General features: G+C 62.6%; 16 protein-coding genes and 2 pseudogenes. 8 read left to right on the forward strand and 10 right to left on the reverse strand.

Translation table 11 applies throughout. From position 1 onward, the window contains the following. From dnaA to gyrB, 3 genes are all read left to right on the forward strand, one after another. Positions 1-1386: a chromosomal replication initiator protein DnaA gene (dnaA, locus tag N8I74_RS00005; protein WP_263124844.1), complete on the forward strand. Its 1386-nt coding sequence runs from the start codon at positions 1-3 to the stop codon at positions 1384-1386. Positions 1387-1505: 119 nt separating this feature from the next. Next, complete coding sequence (gene dnaN / locus N8I74_RS00010; RefSeq protein WP_263124845.1) at positions 1506-2612, forward strand: DNA polymerase III subunit beta; 1107 nt, start codon at positions 1506-1508, stop codon at positions 2610-2612. A 159-nt stretch (positions 2613-2771) separates the two neighbouring features. Continuing rightward, positions 2772-5198: a DNA topoisomerase (ATP-hydrolyzing) subunit B gene (gene gyrB / locus N8I74_RS00015; protein WP_263124846.1), complete on the forward strand. Its 2427-nt coding sequence runs from the start codon at positions 2772-2774 to the stop codon at positions 5196-5198. A gap of 375 nt (positions 5199-5573) precedes the next feature. Here gyrB and N8I74_RS00020 read toward each other — a convergent pair. Beyond that, positions 5574-5895: pseudogene (locus N8I74_RS00020) on the reverse strand (DDE-type integrase/transposase/recombinase); the annotation flags it as partial. Between N8I74_RS00020 and N8I74_RS00025 the strand changes: the two are divergent. Further along, positions 5856-6134: an SOS response-associated peptidase family protein gene (locus tag N8I74_RS00025; protein WP_263126786.1), complete on the forward strand. Its 279-nt coding sequence runs from the start codon at positions 5856-5858 to the stop codon at positions 6132-6134. The pseudogene N8I74_RS00020 and the gene N8I74_RS00025 overlap by 40 nt on opposite strands. A gap of 204 nt (positions 6135-6338) precedes the next feature. On the opposite strand, the gene N8I74_RS00030 is transcribed toward N8I74_RS00025, so the two are convergent. Next, positions 6339-7223 carry an SDR family oxidoreductase gene (locus N8I74_RS00030; RefSeq protein WP_263124847.1) on the reverse strand — a complete coding sequence of 295 codons (885 nt, stop codon included), beginning with the start codon at positions 7221-7223 and terminating at the stop codon, positions 6339-6341. Positions 7224-7382: 159 nt separating this feature from the next. Here N8I74_RS00030 and N8I74_RS00035 point away from each other — a divergent pair, with 159 nt between their 5' ends. Further along, the gene (locus tag N8I74_RS00035) at positions 7383-8294 is read left to right on the forward strand and encodes a LysR family transcriptional regulator (RefSeq protein WP_263124848.1); all 912 of its coding nucleotides are present in this window, start codon (positions 7383-7385) and stop codon (positions 8292-8294) included. 133 nt (positions 8295-8427) lie between these two features. Next, positions 8428-9527: pseudogene (locus N8I74_RS00040) on the forward strand (IS3 family transposase). 77 nt (positions 9528-9604) lie between these two features. On the opposite strand, the gene map reads toward N8I74_RS00040, so the two are convergent. The 3 genes from map to N8I74_RS00055 all read right to left on the reverse strand — a co-directional run bounded on the left by map (position 9605) and on the right by N8I74_RS00055 (position 11282). After that, positions 9605-10372: a type I methionyl aminopeptidase gene (gene map, locus N8I74_RS00045; protein ID WP_263124849.1), complete on the reverse strand. Its 768-nt coding sequence runs from the start codon at positions 10370-10372 to the stop codon at positions 9605-9607. Continuing rightward, positions 10369-10581 carry a ParD-like family protein gene (locus N8I74_RS00050; RefSeq protein WP_263124850.1) on the reverse strand — a complete coding sequence of 71 codons (213 nt, stop codon included), beginning with the start codon at positions 10579-10581 and terminating at the stop codon, positions 10369-10371. Before N8I74_RS00050 ends, map begins: the two co-directional genes overlap by 4 nt. 311 nt (positions 10582-10892) lie before the next feature. Then, positions 10893-11282, reverse strand: coding sequence for a RidA family protein (locus N8I74_RS00055; protein WP_263124851.1), 390 nt, complete (start codon positions 11280-11282; stop codon positions 10893-10895). 142 nt (positions 11283-11424) lie between these two features. Here N8I74_RS00055 and N8I74_RS00060 point away from each other — a divergent pair, with 142 nt between their 5' ends. Continuing rightward, entirely contained in the window at positions 11425-12366 is a 942-nt protein-coding gene (locus N8I74_RS00060; RefSeq protein WP_263124852.1) for a LysR family transcriptional regulator, read from the forward strand. 425 nt (positions 12367-12791) lie between these two features. On the opposite strand, the gene N8I74_RS00065 is transcribed toward N8I74_RS00060, so the two are convergent. The 4 genes from N8I74_RS00065 to N8I74_RS00080 all read right to left on the reverse strand — a co-directional run bounded on the left by N8I74_RS00065 (position 12792) and on the right by N8I74_RS00080 (position 16616). Beyond that, positions 12792-13187: a hypothetical protein gene (locus N8I74_RS00065; RefSeq protein ID WP_263124853.1), complete on the reverse strand. Its 396-nt coding sequence runs from the start codon at positions 13185-13187 to the stop codon at positions 12792-12794. Positions 13188-13329: 142 nt separating this feature from the next. Further along, the gene (locus N8I74_RS00070; protein ID WP_263124854.1) at positions 13330-13788 is read right to left on the reverse strand and encodes a nuclear transport factor 2 family protein; all 459 of its coding nucleotides are present in this window, start codon (positions 13786-13788) and stop codon (positions 13330-13332) included. 421 nt (positions 13789-14209) lie between these two features. Then, positions 14210-14686, reverse strand: coding sequence for an FKBP-type peptidyl-prolyl cis-trans isomerase (locus N8I74_RS00075; RefSeq protein WP_263124855.1), 477 nt, complete (start codon positions 14684-14686; stop codon positions 14210-14212). Between the two features lie 361 nt (positions 14687-15047). Further along, positions 15048-16616, reverse strand: a complete 1569-nt coding sequence (locus N8I74_RS00080; protein ID WP_263124857.1) for an MFS transporter — start codon at positions 16614-16616, stop codon at positions 15048-15050. A gap of 106 nt (positions 16617-16722) precedes the next feature. Here N8I74_RS00080 and N8I74_RS00085 point away from each other — a divergent pair, with 106 nt between their 5' ends. Then, complete coding sequence (locus N8I74_RS00085; protein ID WP_263124858.1) at positions 16723-17511, forward strand: helix-turn-helix transcriptional regulator; 789 nt, start codon at positions 16723-16725, stop codon at positions 17509-17511. A 235-nt stretch (positions 17512-17746) separates the two neighbouring features. On the opposite strand, the gene N8I74_RS00090 is transcribed toward N8I74_RS00085, so the two are convergent. Then, positions 17747-19429, reverse strand: a complete 1683-nt coding sequence (locus tag N8I74_RS00090) for a ShlB/FhaC/HecB family hemolysin secretion/activation protein (RefSeq protein ID WP_263124859.1) — start codon at positions 19427-19429, stop codon at positions 17747-17749. Positions 19430-19440 lie beyond the last annotated feature (11 nt).

A 19440-nucleotide genomic window follows, 5' to 3' on the forward strand; every position in this document is an offset into this window, starting at 1 on the left:
ATGTCTGCATTGGAAAACTGCTGGTCGCACTGCCTTGCCACACTCGAGGCACGCCTGGGTGCGGACCAGTTCCGCATCTGGATCCGGCCCTTGGTGGCCGAGGCCCATGGCGACGGCCTGGCGCTGGTGGTGCCTAACCAGATCTTCCTGCAGTTCATCCGCGACCGTTACCTGGGGCTGATCGAGGAAGCCGCCAGCGCATTCTTCGACGGCGAGACCCCGGCCATCCACCTCAAGGTCGGCAGCGCGGTGCGCAAGCCGGCACCGGTGCGCACCGCCGGGACCGCCACGTCGGCGCAGCCGGCGCAGCCCATCCCGCCCAATGCCGTCCCCAAACCGGCGCTTGCCGGCGCCGCGAATCACGAAACCACGCGCCTCAACCCCAATTTCACCTTCGAGACGCTGGTGACCGGCAAGGCCAACCAGCTGGCGCGGGCCGCGGCGGAGCAGGTGGCCGAGAACCCCGGCGTCAGCTACAACCCGCTGTTCGTCTACGGTGGCGTGGGCCTGGGCAAGACCCACTTGATCCAGGCCATCGGCAACCTGGTGCACCAGCGCAATCCGGCCGCCAAGATCCGTTACATCCACGCCGAGAAATACGTGGCCGACGTGGTGCGTGCCTACCAGCACAAGGCCTTTGACGAATTCAAGCGCTATTACCATTCGCTGGACCTGCTGCTGATCGACGACATCCAGTTCTTCGTCGGCAAGGACAAGACGCAGGAAGAGTTCTTCTACGCCTTCAATGCCCTGGTCGAGGCGCACAAGCAGATCATCATCACCTCGGACCGCTACCCCAAGGAGATCGACGGCCTGCAGGAGCGGCTGACCTCGCGCTTCTCCTGGGGCCTTACTGTGGCGATCGAGCCGCCGGAACTGGAAATGCGCGTGGCCATCCTGCTGAAGAAGGCCGAGCGCGAGAACTTCAAGCTCGATTCCACCGTGGCGTTCTTCATCGCCAAGAACATCCGCTCCAACGTGCGTGAGCTGGAAGGCGCACTGAAGCGCGTGCTGGCCTATGCCCGCTTCACCAACCAGCCGCTGACGCTGGAAGCGACCAAGGAAGCGCTGCGCGACATCCTTGCCGCCGGCAACCGGCAGATCTCGGTCGAGAACATCCAGAAGACCGTCGCCGACTTCTACAAGATCAAGATCGCGGACATGCACAGCAAGAAGCGCACGCGCGATATCGCCCGGCCGCGCCAGATCGCGATGGCGCTGACCAAGGAGCTGACGCAGATGAGCCTGCCGGCGGTGGGCGAAGCCTTTGGCGGACGCGATCACACCACCGTGCTGCATGCCTGCCGCACCGTCGATGACCTGCGCCAGAACGACACCGAGCTTGCGCATCAGTACGGCGTGCTCCTGCAGATGCTGCGCAGCTGAAGCGCCACGCGGCGCGGATCGCCCCGGCGCCGGGGCATGGCCCGGACCATGCCACGGTCGAATCGGCCGGCCGAATCAGGTAAGATTCTGCTGTTTAACTTTCTTGCGGATTCATCGACATGCAACTGTTGCAAGCCGAACGCGACGCGCTGTTGAAACCCCTCGCCACCGTCACTGGGATCGTGGAACGCCGGCATACGCTGCCTATCCTTTCCAATGTGCTGATCCAGAAGACGGGCGATACGCTCACCTTCACCGGCACCGATCTGGAAATCCAGATATCCGCGACGCAAAGCGAAGGATTCTCCGGCAACGACTTCGCCATCACCGTCTCCGCCAAGAAACTCACCGACATCCTGCGCGCCATCCCCGACAAGACCGTGGTCACGCTCGAGGAAACCGAATCGCGCCTGACGGTGAAGGCCGGCAAGAGCCGCTTCGCGCTGCAGACGCTGCCATCGGCCGACTTTCCGACGCTGGCGGTCGACACCAGCCTCAAGGCCACCGTGCGCATGGCCCAGGGCCAGCTCAAGGCCCTGCTTGGCCGCGTGCAATACGCCATGGCGCACCAGGACATCCGCTATTACCTGAACGGCCTGTTCCTCGTCACCGAGGGCAACCTGCTGAAGCTCGTCGCCACCGACGGGCACCGCCTGGGCTTTGCCAGCGCCGAGCTCTCGACCAGCTTCGACAAGAACGAAGTGATCCTGCCGCGCAAGACCATCCTCGAGCTCTACAAGCTGCTGCAGGACGTGGACGACGAAGTCGCCGTCGACATCGCCGGCAACCAGGTCAAGTTCAGCTTTGGCAACGTGGTGATCCACACCAAGGTGGTCGACGGCAAGTTCCCCGACTACAACCGCGTGATCCCGCAGAACAACGACAAGCTGCTGTCGATCGAGCGCACCCTGCTGCTGGCTGCGCTGCAACGCGCCGCCATCCTCTCCAACGAGAAATTCCGCGGTGTGCGGCTGGTGCTGACCGAGGGCGTGATCAAGATCCTGTGCAACAACAACGAGCAGGAAGAAGCGCAGGAGGAAGTGGAGGTCGCCTACGACGGCGCCCCGCTGGACATCGGCTTCAACATCCAATACCTGCTGGATGTGTTGACCAACCTGGCGGTCGAGCAGCTCGACTTCGCCTTCGGCGACGTCAACTCCTCGGTGCTGGTGACCATTCCGGACAACGCGCACTTCAAGTACATCGTGATGCCGATGCGCATCTGATCCGACTGCAGGAAAGAGGGAAGGGGAAAGCGGGATGGTTGGGCAGGATAGAAACCGTCCCGCTTTTCTCCTTGCCGATCCCAGCCCGGCCGACAACATGCCCGAGGCCTGGCCCCGGCCCTTCCCCCTTCTCTCTTCCCCCTTCCCGGTTTTAAGGCAATGAGCGAAAACAACGATCTCCCGCAAAATTCCAATCCGCAGGAATACGGTGCCGACAGCATCCGCATCCTCAAAGGGCTGGAAGCCGTGCGCAAGCGGCCCGGTATGTATATCGGGGATACGCAGGACGGCACCGGCCTGCACCACATGGTGTTCGAAGTGCTGGACAACGCCATCGACGAAGCGCTCGCCGGGCACTGCGACACCATCAAGGTGATCATCCACGCCGACAACTCGATCAGCGTGGAAGACAACGGCCGCGGCATTCCCACCGCGATCAAGGAAGACGACGAGTTCAAGCGCTCCGCCGCCGAAATCGTGATGACCGAGCTGCATGCCGGCGGCAAGTTCGACCAGAACAGCTACAAGGTCTCCGGCGGCCTGCACGGCGTGGGTGTATCGGTGGTGAACGCGCTTTCCGACTGGCTGCGCCTGACCATCCGCCGCGACGGCAAGGTGCACGAGATGGAGTTCCGCCGCGGCGCGCGCGTGGAGCCGTTGCAGGTGACCGGCAGCACCGACAAGCGCGGCACCGAGGTGCACTTCCTCGCCAGCGAGGAAACCTTCGGCCTCGTCGAATTCCACTTCGACATCCTGGCCAAGCGCATCCGCGAGCTGTCGTTCCTCAACAACGGCGTCAACATCACGCTGGTCGACCGCCGCGTCGGCAAGGAGGAAAGCTTCGCGCACTCCGGCGGCGTACGCGGCTTTGTGGAATACATGAACCGCAGCAAAAGCGTGCTGCACTCCCATATCTTCTACGCCATCGGCGAAAAGGACGGCATGACCGCCGAGGTGGCGATGCAGTGGAACGATTCCTACCAGGAATCGGTGCAGTGCTTCACCAACAACATCCCGCAACGCGACGGCGGCAGCCACCTGACCGCACTGCGCCAGGTGATGACGCGCACGCTCAACCAGTACATCGAGCAGGGCGAATTCGCCAAGAAAGCCAAGGTGGAAACCACCGGCGACGACATGCGCGAAGGGCTGACCTGCGTGCTGTCGGTGAAGCTGCCCGACCCCAAGTTCAGCAGCCAGACCAAGGACAAGCTCGTCTCCAGCGAGATCGGCCCGGTGGTGAACGAAGTGATCAGCAAGGCGCTGGCCGACTTCCTGCTGGAAAACCCCAGCGACGCCAAGATCATCTGCGGCAAGATCGTCGAAGCCGCGCGTGCGCGCGAAGCGGCGCGCAAGGCACGCGAAATCACCCGGCGCAAGGGCGTGCTCGACGGCCTGGGCCTGCCCGGCAAGCTTGCCGACTGCCAGGAAAAGGACCCCGCGCTGTCCGAACTCTACCTGGTGGAGGGCGATTCGGCCGGCGGCACCGCCAAGCAGGGGCGCGACCGCAAGTTCCAGGCCATCCTGCCGCTGCGCGGCAAGGTGCTGAACGTGGAGCGCGCGCGCTTCGACAAGCTGATCGGCTCCGAGCAGATCGCCACGCTGATCACCGCGCTGGGCTGCGGCATCGGCAAGGACGAATTCAACATCGACAAGCTGCGCTACCACCGCGTCATCATCATGACTGACGCGGACGTGGACGGCAGCCACATCCGCACCCTGCTGCTGACCTTCTTCTACCGGCAGATGCCCGAGCTGGTTGAGCGCGGCTATATCTACATCGCCCAACCGCCGCTGTACAAGCTCAAACACGGCAAGAGCGAAACCTATCTGAAGGACGATCCGGAGCTGAAGCAGCACCTGCTGCGCGCCGCCCTCAACGGCGCCGAGCTGACCCCCGGCGAAGGCCGCACCCCGATCGCCGGTGAGGCGCTGGAAGCACTGGCACGCCAGTACTTCATCGCCGAAGCGGTGATGGAGCGCGAAAGCCGCTTCCTCGACCCGGCCGTCCTCAACGCCATCCTCAACAGCGGCCCGCTCGACCTATCCAGCCCCGAGGCCGCCCAGCATAGCGCCGACCAGCTGCAGGCTGCCATCGCCAACCCGGCATTCACGCTGGATGTGACCAGCGACGAACACGGCGAGCGCTGCGCGCTGAAGATCGAAAAACGCCAGCACGGCGTGGTCGGCGTGCAATACATCGACGACGACTTCCTCAAGAGCGGCGACTACCTGCAGCTGCGCAAGACCGCCGACATGCTCAGCGGCCTGCTCGGCAGCGACGCCCGCGTACGCCGCGGCGACAACGTGCAGGCGGTGACCAGCTTCAGCCAGGCGCTGGGCTGGCTGATGAACGAAGTGCGCCGCAACATCAGCATCCAGCGCTACAAGGGCCTGGGCGAAATGAACGCCGAGCAGCTGTGGGAAACCACCATGGACGTGAACGTGCGCCGGCTGCTGAGGGTAAACATCGAAGACGCCGTGGCGGCGGACGAGATCTTTACTACGCTGATGGGGGACCAAGTGGAACCACGCCGGCAGTTCATCGAACAGAACGCGTTGATTGCGCGGAATATTGATGTTTGAGGTTGTAGGATCCGATTGAGATCTAGATTTTTCCCAAATCCCTAGATTTTTGGGATTCGTTCGGAAGCCTCCCCGTGTGGGAGGCTTCTTGCTTTCCAAGCCTCTAGAACGCGCGCGCATCGGTCCAAGGCAAGAGCAGGATCCGCTCTGCTCGCTCACAGATGCGCGGCCGATCTCGTCACGAAATGCTGTACAGCCAGTGATCGAACTGAAGAACGACTGCTGATCGGCCAAAGCGGACTCTGACATGTTAAGCAGCTTACGTCCGCTATTGCCTGGTGCCGATGTTGGTCAGCGTCAGTCGGTCCATGCAGTCGTAGCAGTATTCGCGCACGTCAGGTGGACTGCCCCGGCTTCCGTAGACAAATTCTAGCCTCACGCCGCAGTCCGCTCAAAGGCCTCGGGACTGACGCCGCCGAGATGGCTGTGACGGCGCGTTCGGTTGTAAAACACCTCGATGTAATCGAACACATCGGACTTGGCCAGTCCGCTTGCGGATCTGTTCCTTCTTCAGGCTACTGAAGAAGGATTCAGCCACCGCATTATCCCAGCAGTTACCGCGCCGGCTCATGCTCGGCTCCAGATTGTTAGCCGCGCAGAAACGATGCCAGTCGTCGCTACCATATTGCGACCCTTGGTCGGAATGCACCAACACCGATGCTTGCGGCTTGCGCCGCCAGGCCGCCATCAGCAACGCGACAGGGCTGGGACTACATCGAGCATCTGGGCTGGGATCAAGAACTCGAGGCCCTCGACGATCCACCGCGCTACAACGTGCCTCCAGGCACGTGCCAGCTGATGCTGCATCGCCTTGCTGAAGGCGGCGCTCCCGCCGCAGATTGGGTGTGGTGGAACTATCTGCCAACCTGGGCCAAGACCAAGGGCGACTATCCGAACGCCCGCATCGAAAAGGTGCTTCGCGGAAGCGGGTACTAGCGCGCCCCGTGGCAACACCGACGCCGCGGCATTATGCCGGTGATGGCTGGATCGAGTGGCTGGCACTGCATGGCGGCGGTAAGCAGCCCTACTACATCGACATCACAGCCAAGGATCGGCAACCGCTCTGGCTGCCAACCATCACGCTATGGCCGGAACCTGAATGGTAGACAACCACAAAGGATGGCATGGTGTGTTTTGCCTTCATTGGGCAGTCTTCCAGCGCTCAGCCGTTTCCAGCGCGTAGTCGCGGTAGCTCCGCAACGAGGTGCCCAGTTCTTGCTGCATGCGCTCGACTGCGCCAGCGGAACCCAGTTCGCCATCCCTCTGCATGCGCGCCATCATGAGCCGCATGTCATACGCCATCCAGGCCGGTGCAAAGCTCCGGAACCGAGCTTCAAAAGGCCCGATATCGTCACCTGCGTACTGGACGGTCTTGCCCAGCACATCACTCCACACAGCGGCGGCGGTTTCACCCGACAGTGCTGTTGGCCCCACGACATCTAGAACCTCTGTTGGCAAGGGTTCGCTCGCTGCGTCTCGACACTGCAGATGTCGTGCGGCAACCTGCGCCACGTCACGCGCATCCACCATGGAAATGCCTGCACTGCCGATAGGCATGGGATACACGCCCCGCTCCAGAACATCGGACCGAATCAAGGCATCGTCGTTCTGCATGAAGTAAGCGGGACGCAAAATGGTCGCGTTCATTCCAAGCTGTTCGATCATGCGTTCAACCGTGTGCTTCCCAGTGAAATGCGGAACGTCGGTGAAACGGTCGCTGTGCATGACAGACAGGTAGACGATGCGCTCGATACCTGCTTCGCGCGCCAGGTTGAGTGCAATCAGAGCCTGGGTGACTTCGTCCGCGGCCACCGTGTTGAGCAAGAAAAGCGTTCTTGCGCCACCCATGGCGGCGCGCATCGAATCAACATCCTGAAAGTCCCCCTTGACCGGCGTAACGCCCGACGGGAACTGTCGCTTTTCTGGTGTTCTGGTGAGGGCGTGGACGTCTGCGCCTTGCGCGGCTAGCAGCGCCACGACTTGTGAGCCGATAAGCCCCGTGCTGCCTGTAACGAGTATGGTCATTTGAGTTGCCTGAAAATGTGCGATGGCTTGTTGAAACAGGTCTGCGGCCAGACAACGAAGCGATCTATGTGTCCTCGCTCGACCCGGCAACAAGCTAAATTATTTATGGTTTAACCTTGCGTAAATAGACTCGTTTTGTGGACATCGGCGTACGCAAATATGAACAATGAAAACTATTCGCTCGACGATCTTCAGTGGTTCATCAAGATCGCGGAGGCAGGGAGCCTCTCACGGGCTTCTCGCCAACTGGATGTTCCAAAATCAACCTTGTCGCGCCGCTTGGCGCGCATGGAGACGGCAGCAGGGGTCAGCCTCGTCAAGCGCAATACCCGGGCCTTCGCATTGACGGACGATGGCCAACGCCTTCTGGACGGAACAAGTCCACTGATCCATAAACTGAACGCCGTCACCCATGACCTTTTTTCTCAGGATCAAACGCCAAGTGGTCGCGTTCGTCTGGCTGCGTCAGCGACATTTGGCAAAGTCGTGCTGCTTCCGCTGGTGACTGAGTACCTGTTCAAACACGAACATCTGGAACTGGATGTCAAGCTCAGCAACCGCCACGTCAACATCGTCGAAGAAGGCATTGATTTGGCGGTGCGCATTGGCGAACTTGTCGATTCCAGCCTGAAGGCCCGTGCCATCGGCACCGTACGCCCCGCCCTATTTGCAAGCCCCGCCTATGCAAGCCAATACGGGTTGCCGCAGCATCCAGGTGAACTCAGCGCGTACGCTGGCCTTCTGCAGTCGAGGGAAGCCGCAGAAATCAAACTGCATTCGCGAACTAAAACCGCAAAAGGACTTTTGCGTTCACGTTTAATCATCGGCCCTTCCGACGCCTTGATTGACCCTGCCTTGGACGGACTGGGAATTGCCGTACTGCCCGAGTTCCAGGCTGCGCCGCTGGTCGCATCAGGTCAATTAGTCAGGGTGCTGGAAGGCTGGCAAATGTCCCCGCTGAAAGTCCATCTGATCTACCCCATGCAACGCCATCAATCGCAAACAGTTCGGGCTCTGATGGCATTCCTTGTGGAGCAGATCCCCAAAAGGTTGAAGACACTGTCGATCTGAATTGCCCCAGGTTAACTAGACACTTCTAAACTGTCTTTGGACTGAACATTGACTAACCCACTCAGTAAAACAGTGGCGTTCAAAAGTAGAGATTTCTGGCAAATTTGATGCCCCTCCGGGCAGGAGATTTGTCATGAAAAAGTCAAAGTTCACCGAAGAGCAGATCGCGTTTGCGCTGCGCCAGGCCGAGTCAGGCACGACAGTGGCAGAGGTCTGCCGCAAGATGGGCGTGAGCGAAGCGACCTTTTATAACTGGAAGAAGAAGTACGGCGGCCTGGGCGTGACTGAGCTGCGCCGATTGAAGCAGCTGGAAGAAGAGAACGCGCGCCTCAAGCGCACGGTGGCCGACCTGAGCCTGGACAAGCAGATGTTGCAGGAGGTCATCCAAAAAAAGCTGTGAAGCCGGCTCGCAAGCGCGAGCTGGCGAATTTCCTGATCCATGCTTACCGCATCAGCATCCGTCGCGCCACGGCAGTCATTCAATTGCGCCAAGCCACTTACTTTTATCGGCCACGGCCACGCGATGATCGCGCTTAGCGCCAGCGAATTCGGGAGATTGCCGCCACGCGCATCCGGTATGGGGCGCGACGTATCCACGTATTGCTACGGCGCGAGGGCTGGCTGATCAATCACAAGAAGACCTACCGGATTTACTGCGAGGAAGGCTTGAATCTACGGCGCAAACGGCCGAAACGCCGTATGGCCGCGGCCCACCGGCAGGAACGACCGACTATCTCCAGTTTGAACGACTGCTGGAGCATGGATTTCGTCGCCGATCAGTTGTTCAACGGCCAGAAAATCCGGGCGTTAACTGTGGTCGATAATTTTAGCCGGGAGAGCCTGGCGATCACGGTGGATTTCGCGCTGAAAGCGGCCGATGTGGTGGCGACGATGCAGCATGTGCAAGCCCTGCGTGGGACGCCGCAACGGATTCGGCTGGATAACGGCAGCGAATTCATTTCGGTGGCGCTGGATCAATGGGCGTATGAGCATGGGGTGACGCTGGACTTCTCGCGTCCGGGCAAACCCACGGATAATGCGTTCATCGAGTCGTTCAACGGCAGCCTGCGGGACGAATGCTTGAATGTGCACTGGTTTCTGTCGCTGGACGATGCCCGTGACAAGATCGAACGCTGGCGAGTGGATTACAACGAATTCAGGCCGCACAGTTCGCTGGGTGACCTGACCCCGAGCGAGTTCCGACTCGCCCACCTTGAGGCCGGAAATCTCTAGTTTCGACCGCTTGGTTAGTTGGGAGGAGGTCAATTTCGCATCCACCAAATTTCGGCACCGAGCACTACGCCCATCAGTCAGTGCCGTCGTTGCTCGTCAGACCGCAAGGTCAGGACCTGCACGCCTTTCGCGGTGACAGCCACCGTGTGCTCGAACTGCGCAGACAGTTGCCCATCGCGGGTAACCACTGTCCAGCCATCGTCTTCAGTGCGGACCGCCTGGCGGCCTTGATTCACCATCGGCTCAATGGTGAAGACCATGCCTTCCCGTAGCACCAGGCCCGTTCGCGGCTTGCCCCAGTGCAGCACTTGGGGCGCTTCGTGCATCTCTCGCCCGATGCCGTGCCCGCAGTAATCCCGCACGACCGAATAGCCATTCCTGCGGGCGTGCCGCTCAATCGCGTGCCCCACGTCGCCGAGCGTGGCCCCTGGTCGAACTGCCTGGATCCCTTTCCACATTGCCTCGTAGGTCGTCTGCACCAGTCGCCTGGCCAGCGGCGATACCTCGCCCACCAAGTAGGTCTTGCTGGAGTCGGCAATGTAGCCGTTCTTCTCCAGCGTGATATCGAAATTCACGATATCGCCGTCTTGCAGGATATCCGTGGTGGCTGGAACGCCATGGCAGACCACGTGGTTGCGGGACGCATGCAGCGCGTAGGCATATCCATATTGCCCTTTGCTTGCCGGACGCGCCTTGAGCCCGTTGACGATCAGTTCGTCGACCAGATCGTTCACCTGCATGGTGGACATGCCGATCAAGCTCAACTGATCCAAATGGCCAAATACCTGCGCCAACAGCCTGCCCGACTCGGCCATCAGCGCGATTTCCTCTGAGCGCTTGGTCATATCGGTACCGCCTTGGCAGGGGGTGACTCGATGCCCGCAGCCCGAAGTTCGCGGGTCACGATCTCGTTGAAGCTGAGCGTCGGGTTCAGCTCACACAGCATGCCGATCCTGATCCAGAACGCAGCTTGCGCGTTGATGGAACGGCACGAGACTGCGCTGGCTTTGCGCAGTTGATCGTGCAAGTCGTCGTCGATGTTTACGATACCCATGCCAGTCGATCCATATGAAACATATACGAATCATATAGTCCCGTCGTTCATGGGGCAAGTGTCCTTCGGGCAGCAGGCGCAGGGTCTCGAAGTTGGCGCAATTTGCTCAGTCGTCCCTGGGAGAAGCGACAGCCTGGCAGACGCGCGCGCGCGCCCCAGCCAACCGAGCGGTCAAAGCTCGCAATTTCCGGCGTCAAGGCGGGCGAGCCGGAACTCGCCCGGGGTCGGATCAGCGATAGCGGGGTCACACGGACCGCAGCTCGCGCAGGCGGCCCTGCTGCATTTTCCACTGGCCAGGCTATCTGGAACGCCTAGGGCAGTTTGGCGACCACCTTGATCTCAAACTGAAAACCGTACAGCCAGGTGACTCCAATGCCGGTCAAGGTGGGATAAGGGGCTTCACCCCAATATTCGGGCAGGACGCGCCAGATGGTTTCAAGGTTCGATTCGGGATCGACGACAAAGAGGGTTACGTCAACCACGTCGTCAAACGTGCAGCCCGCGGCAGCGAGCACCGCATTCAGGTTATCGAACGCCAACCTGACCTGCGCCTGCAGATCGGGCTCGGGCGAGCCATCCTCGCGGCTGCCGACCTGCCCTGAAACGAACAGAAACCCGTTGGATTTGACGGCCGGTGAATACCGATTGCGCTCATAAAGCGCGTGCCGTCCGGGGGGGAAAACCGCTTCGCGTGTTGCCATGTCTGCACCTTTGCAATGGGGCGAAATCCGCCTACTGAACGAGGAAAACACTTTATAAGTGCCAGGCCATGTCGATAAACAGGCAATTTTGGCCATCACTGTTTGTAAAATACAAACAATCTGGAACCAGGGAGGATGCAGGGTGGATCGGTTCGATGCGATGCGTGCCTTTGCTCGGGTGGTGGAGGCAGGCAGCTTCACCAAGGCTGCCCAGACACTGCACATGAGCAAAACCACGGTGACGCAACTGATTCAGCAGTTGGAGGCGCGCCTGCGCGTCAAGTTGCTCCATCGCACCACCCGCAAGCTCAGCGTCACGCCCGATGGCGCGGCCTACTACGCGCGCGTCGTCCGCCTGCTGGCGGACCTGGACGATGCTGAAACCAGCCTGTCCAGCGCTGCGGCTGCGCCCAGGGGTCGGCTGCGGGTGGATGTGCCCAGCCCGCTGGCCCGTCTGGTGTTGGTGCCGGCGCTACCGGCTTTCCACGCGCGCTACCCGGATATCCAGTTCGACATGGGCGTGAGCGACCGGATGGTGGATCTGCTCGGCGACAACGTGGATTGCGTCGTGCGCGGTGGCGAAATCATCGATCAATCCCTGAGCGCCCGTCATGTCGGCGATTTGCAAATCGGCGCCTACGTCGCACCAGGTTATGTGGCACGCCTCGGCGTGCCGGTGCACCCACGGGAGCTGGAGGACACAGCCCATCGCATAGTGGGCTTCATGTCTTCACGCACCGGCACGGTCGAGCCTTGGGCCATGCACTGCGGGAATGAACACATTCAGGTCAAGAGCCGCTATGTGCTCGCGGTGGACGATGGCAATGCCTACCTTGAGGCGGGGTTGGCTGGACTGGGGGTGCTTTGGTTGCCTACCTATATGGCGGCCGCCCATCAGGCGCGTGGCGAATTGATTCCGCTATTCGAGCAATGGCGTTTCGACCCACTACCGCTATACGTGGCATTTCCGCCAAACCGCCATGTAAGCGCCAAGCTGCGGGTGTTCATCGACTGGATCGTTGAGTTGATCAAGCAGTATGTCCCAGATGCCAACCGGGATCGGCGCCATCCCAGCCATCCCTGATTGGACCCTTGCAACAGCGGCAGTCGCCGTGCAGCGGAGCACGGGGGCGTCAATCGCAAGCCCACGCTGCTGTCCGATCTGCCACGCAATCCTGCCGTTGCGAACCGTCGCGGCACGCTGCTGCCCCAGCCGCGGCGATCAGCGGCTTCACGGCATCAAGCTGAACAGCCGCCATCGCATATGGCGTAGCGCCCGATACCGCGCCGGCAGGTGCCTGCCACACGCGGTCCGTCAGCCGCGGGGCGATGCGCCAAGCCGGTTGGGGCGGCGATGCCCTTGGCGGCATGCCGTCGCAGACAGGGGGCCGCGATGTAAAACAGGACCAAGCAACTCGTGGCGTCTTGCTCGTGGCTTCGTCTTCCCGGCAACACCTGCGCTGCTTGTCACTGGGTCGATTCAGCCCGCCGGATGAGTGGCATGAGGGCTCAGTCCCTGCAGTATCCCTCCCCACTGCGGACTGTCAGGCAATTTGATTTTTCGGCGAGCCACTTCATGCCGGTCCCCTCGCCATTGCTTGCCTGGATCACTTCCTTCACCCCGTCACGCTCAAACGCAATGCCGGAAACGACGGCCTTGCCCTGGAAGGTACGCGGGCCATCGAGATTCTGAATCGTCACCTGATACGTGCCATTCCCGCCGGCAAGCTGCAACAACGTGCCTTCCGGGCCATGCCACTTGCCGACCCAACTGTCGGCGACCGGCTTGTCCATGACCGGCGTCGGATCGGCAGGCTGCACCGGGCGGGGACCGGTACCCTGCTCCGAACAGCCGGCGGCGGCCATTGCCGCAATCGCAGCAAGATGACAAAGCATGATTTTCACTCAGGCCACCTCATATCGCTTGCTCCAGCGTTTGGATTCAGCCATCGCCTGGCAATCCGGCAAAGCGCAGGCCTGCAAAAGAGTGTGCGGTTCGCAGCAGGATGGCCCAGGGCGGCGGCGCCTGCTCCACGATGGCGTGCGCTCAACTGATATCGGTGATCCTGGCGATCATCCCATCCTGGAATTCGAATTCGGAACGGCCTGGTATATCCAGGACTTGCCCCTTTTTCAGGCCATTTGGCAGATCGGCAGCAACCACGGCGTGAAAGTCGATCAGGGCGGTTGCTGTTGCGCCATCCACTTCGAACACCCTGATCGACTGATTACGCTCCGCGAACAACGGTAGCGATTGCCGGGCAAGCGCCCTGAGTTCATCAACGCCTTGTGTATGCGCATTGACCACGTCGGCAGAGATATTCTTGAATTCCACCTGTGGGTGAACAGTCAGCAGCATACCGTCGATATCCTTGCGGTTATAGGCATCGATATAGCGGTCGACGATTTCGCGGATTTCCGTGGGACTCAATTGAACCTCCATGACTGATGGATAAATCGGCCAGACGCCGTGCACCGGGCCGATGCTAACCGAGGAACGCTTCACACGGTCGCATCACACACATGCAATGGTGGCCCTTCGCCGGCATCCGTCATCCCGGTACACGCACAGTGCACCTGCCGCCGCGAATGGCACGCGTACCGCCATTTCAGCATCCTCATGGAGCCACACCCGCTGTGCAGTGCTGACCGTGGCCTGCCGCACGCTTTCGCTTTGGTTTGACGCACCGCTTCGGAGGCCGGGCGCCAGACGACACCAGCTTTGCAACATCCTGCAGCAACACCCCGATGCCGTGCCGGGCGCCCCGCACCGTACCGGGGCAGATCGCCAATCCAGGCAGTGGCGCACTGGCGGGGAAGATCGACCCACACTTGGGAACGCACCGCCGATTCGCCAATATGACCGGAATCACAAAAAAAACCCTCCGCAACCGGAGGGCCTTTCCGTGGGCCTGGCCCGCGCCGGCTCAGTGATGATGCCCGTGCTCGCCATGCACATGCTGGTGGGCAATCTCCTCGGCCGTTGCTTCGCGCACGGCCAGCACCTTGATGCCAAAGCGCATGGTCTTGCCGCACAGCGGGTGGTTGCCATCCAGCAACACGGTGGGGCCCTTGATCTTGGTCACGAAGTAGTAGCGCGGCTCGCCATCGGGACCAGGGCGCTGGATCTGGCCGCCGACCTTGATGCCAGGCGGGAAGTCGGCCTTGGCCATGCTGGTGACCAGGGCTTCATCGCGCTCGCCGAACGTGTCTTCGGAGGCCAGCTCCACCATGGTCTGGAAGCCGGCTTCCTGGCCTTCCAGGGCGGCCTCCAGTTTGGGGAACAGGTTGTCGTAGCCACCGTGCAGGTAGGCCATCGGCTGTTTGCCCTCGTCATAGACGAAGCCATTGATATCGGTGACTTTCAAACGCAGGGTCACGGCGGTGTTCCGGGTGATCTTCATAGGGCAATTCGGGCTGGGTGGAAGGCCGGAAGGTTCGCCCTTCTGCTGGGGAGTGTCAACTTGCCGGTGCGGATGATGCTGGAGCGCGTGGCCGGCCCGTGTGACAGGCAACGACTGATGGGCAAATGCGTGAATGGCAGGGGCAACCATGGCCCCCTTTCCACCATCGCGTCTGCTGCAAAGCGGCGCACACACGCCAGCGGCACAGCTTGCCCGCCCACCCTGGCGCATACAGCGGCGGCGGTTTGATGCGCAATCAACCGGCCGCATGCGGGTCAGCGCGCTTCAGCCACGGCCGGGAGTCAACCTTGGATGGCGTGGCGCCACCGGCTGACCGTCTTCCACCTCCCGGCGGGCGCCATCAGACCTTGCGGGCATGCGTGCCGATATGCCGCAACGCCACCGCGGAAAGCACGGCCAGCACGGCGACGCTTGCCGTACTGAAAAGGGCGGCGCCTTTCAGTCCGGTCATGAACGCCGCTTGCGCCTGCGCCATCAGGCCAGCCGGCAGCTCCGATGCGATGGCAGAGGCAGCCCACAGGCTGTCACTGACGGCTTCGCTGGCAGCGGCGTCCAGATCGGCGGGCAGGCTGCCCTTCATGGTGCGGTGATAGAGCGCACCGGCAATGCTGCCAAGCAAGGCGATCCCCAGCGAGATTCCCAGTTCCTGCACCATCTCGGTCATCGCCGAGGCCGATCCCGCCTTTTCCGGAGGGGCGGCCCCGACGGCCAGATCGGTGCCGAGGGCAGCGACGGTGCCGTTGCCCAGGTAGGCCAGCGCCAGCGCGGCAATCGCGGTCAGCACGCCGGCCGTCCCCTGCGCCAGCTGCGTCAGCATCAGGTAGCCCACCGCCGACAAGGCGAGCGACCCGGCGACCACGAAGCCGGGCCGGATCACCCGGGCCGCCAGCGGCGCGCCGGTGCCGCCGATGATCATGGCCAGCGCAGCCAGCCCCATCCACAAGCCCGCCACCGACGACGTATGGCCAGCCACCAATTGCAGATACTGGGCAACCAACAGCATCGTGCCGCCCACCGCAACCAGGCTGAACAGCAGCACGATCAGCGCCACCACGAATGCCCGATCGGCAAACAAGCCCAGATCCAGCAACGGATCGGCCAGTCGGCGCTGACGCCTGACGAACAGCCAAGCAAACAGCACGCCAACCAGGATGGCGGCAATGGCGCCGGGTTCCATGCCTGACTTGGCGATCTGCTTGATGCCGTAGACAAACGGCAGCATGGCGGCAAGCGACAGCACCACGCTGGCAAGATCCAACCGACCGGTGCCGCGGGCGCGGTACTCGGGCAGCAGAAACGGGGCCAGCAACAGCAGCAGCGCCACGACCGGCACCGCGATCAGGAAGGCCGAGCCCCACCAGAACGACTCCAGCAGCAGCCCCCCCACCACCGGCCCCAGCGCGTAGCCGACGCCCCACATGGTCGCCCAGATGCCGATGCCAAGCGCCCGCTGGCGCGGGTCGGGGAACAGATTGCTGATCAGCGCCAGTGTCGAGGGCATCAGCGTGGCCCCGGCCACGCCAAGCGCAGCCCGGGCCGCAATCAGCATGGTGGCGCTGGTCGAGAATGCCGCAACCACCGAAGCCGCGGCAAAGGCGACTGCGCCCAGCAACAGCAGCCTGCGGCGGCCGATGCGGTCGCCCAGCGTGCCCATGGTGATCAGAAAACCCGCAATCAGAAAGCCGTAGGCGTCCATGATCCACAATGCCTGTGTGCTGGTCGGCTGCAGATCGAGGGCCAGTGCCGGCAAGGTCAGATGCAGCAGCGTCAGGTCCAGCCCGAGCATGGCCGTGGGCAGGGACAACAGGGCCAGTCCTGCCCAGGCACGCGCGCCGGCGCGTGGGGCATGCTGCTGCAGGTGCGTGTCCGGCAGCTCGATGGGCGTGGAAGATGGGTGATGAGATGTCATGGACGACCCGGGGCCTCAAGGGCTTTGAATTGCGGAAACCTCATCCTCCAGGCAACATCACCTACTGACAATTTAAGTAAATATCCTATTACCAACAGCAATAGCGATGCATGATCGAAGCCTCAGCCGCACCCGGAATGAACTGTCGGCGTTCCTGATCCGCCATCGGAAGCAACTGACGCCTGCCGATGTCGGCCTGCCTGCGACCGAACGCCGCCGCACCCCCGGGCTGCGTCGCGAAGAGGTCGCCGCACTGGCCGGTGTGGGTCTGACCTGGTACACCTGGTTCGAGCAGGGACGCGATATCCAGGTGTCGGAGAAATTCCTGCTGAGCGTGGCCTATGCCCTCCAGCTTGACGACGCCGAGTGCAGCCATCTGTTTCTCCTGGCGCACAGGCGGCCCCCACCGCCGGAGGCGCATCAATCGATGTCGGTGACGCCGGGCATCCGGCAGTTGCTGGATGATCTGCCCCGGCCGGCCTATGTGCAGAACCTGCGATGGGACGTGGTGGCCTGGAACGCCGCGGCGGACGCGTTGTTCGGTTTCAGCGCCAGGGCACGTGCAGACTGCAATCTGCTGCGCCTGGCATTTGCCGATCCCGATATGCGCGCACGTTTGCCGGGCTGGCACGACGACGCGCCGCGGCTGTTGGCGCAGTTGCGCTATGACATCGCCGTGGCGCCGGACGATCCGGCGATGCGGGCGCTGATCGAGGATCTGCAGGTGCTGTCCCCCAGCTTTGGGCAGGCGTGGGCCATGCCGGATAGCACGATTGCAGCGCGCGGTATCCGCTCGATCGTGGACAGCGCGGGCAGCCTGCACCGCTTCCACCATGAAACGCTGGTGGTGAACGAGCACCGGCATCTGAAGATGGTGGTGTACTTCGCGGCCTAGCTGCCGGCCCAACCTGGTGCAGCAGTGCCGGCAAGCCTTGCAAAACGCCCTGGGCGGCAATCGGTCGGCCTGCCTTTGGTCACCGACAGCAAAGGGCATACGGCAAGGGGATGCGGTGCACCGGACTCCCCGCAGCGGCGGGCAGTACGGGCGTGGCGAGCGCGGGCAGGCGTTGCCAGGTCACACCGACCGGCACGGTCGGGGCCCGGCTCCACCCGGTTGCACTGCAGGCGGGTCAGTAGCGATAGCTGCCGGCCACGAACAGCCGCGGGTTCCGGTCTCTCGATTCGGCTTCAGGCCGGCCGCCGTGCACGCGCCAGCCCAGCGTGCCTTCGAGCCGCCAGCGTTGGTGCAGCCAGCGCGCGCCAAGGCCGGCCCCGGCGAGCTGCCGCTTGCCGGCCGAGCTGTCGTCCCATGGCTCGGCATTCAACCGGACCTGCCCACCATCCCACCAGAGAAAGCCGGTCAGCTGTTCATCGACAGCGGCGCGCAGCTCGGTTTGCAGCAGCCAGCCGCGGTCGCCGCTGCCCTCGCCCATCGGATAGGCGCGTACCCCCAGGAACCCGCCCAGGCTGAATTTTTCGGACGGGTCCAGGTTGGTATCCGTCCACTGGGCCGAGACCCGGCCATAGGCGCTGAACACCCCGGGCAGTTTCTGGATGCGCACCATGTCCAGGTTCAGCTTGTGAAAGCCACCGGCGGTACCGGCGGTCACGTCGTCCAACAGACGCGATGCGTCGTCCACCTCCAACTCGCCGCCGGCCAGCGATACCTGACCGTAGGTGATGCCTCCGCCACCCCAGCCATCCCGGTGGTCGAACTGCAACGCGAGCGTCACGCTGTCGGCACGGCGCTCGCGCTCCAGATCGAGCGCAGCGTAGCGCTGCTCCAGCCTTTTGTGGGCCAGCGTGGCCGATGCCAGCAGGTTGGCGCGTTGCGAGCGCACCCATGGATAGCTCAGGCGCAGCAAGGCGGTATCGGCGATGCCGCTGGCGTCCAGCACCGCGAATTCGCGACCCAGCTGATAGCTGCTGCGCGACCAGCCCACGGCGGCCCGCAGGCCATGGGCACCCAACGGTGTTTCGTATTCGAGCGAGCCCAGCCATAGCGATTCGTCGGTCAGCATCGCGGTCAGTGACAGCTGGTCGCCGAAGCGGAACGGGCTGTTCCACTCCAGCGCGCCGCGCAGCCGATGCTCGCCGGTGTTGACGTTGCCGGTATTGTCGAAGCCGATCTCGCCCGATACGTGGTTGCGGCGGGTCACCTGCACCGCCAGGTCGGTCTCACCGAATGCCTGCCCGGGCTTGAGCACCGGCCGCACCTGAAAGCCCGGCTGGTCGTCCAGCAGCAGCATGGTGCGCTCCAGCGTCCCGCTGCGGATGGGCGAGCCGTCAGGAATCCCGGCCTGCAGAAACGGCTGGGCACCGCTCACCTTGGGGTCGTCGCCCAGCGCCTGTGTACGGCCCACTGTGCCTTCGATGATCTGGATCACCAGGATGCCGTCGTTCAGCCGCTGCGCAGGCAGCACCGCGCGCGCGAGCGGATAGCCCAGCTGGCGGTAGTGCGCCGTCAGGGTCTCTGCCAGCCGGTTCAGCCCGTCCAGCGTAAAGCGCTGCCCGTCCACCGGGCCCAACCGGGCCAGGAGCTGCCCGGTCGGCTGGGTGCGGTTTCCCTCCAGCCGTATGCCGCGCAACACCACGTGGGTCTCATCGCCGGCCTGCGCGCCCGCCGGGGGCGAAGGTGGCGGATAGCTTGGCAACGCGCCCGGATCGCTGGTCAGCGGCGCAACCGGCACCTTTTCCTGCAACTCCAGCCCCGGCGCGGGGGCGGCCACCGAGGGGAACGATCCGGTCATGCCGACCGCCAAGCCGATGGCCGACAACAGACGGCCAGGTAGACACAGGATGGGTTGACGCATCGTTGCGCGGT

This window comes from Chitiniphilus purpureus (genome assembly GCF_025642115.1).
GTDB lineage: Bacteria > Pseudomonadota > Gammaproteobacteria > Burkholderiales > Chitinibacteraceae > Chitiniphilus > Chitiniphilus purpureus.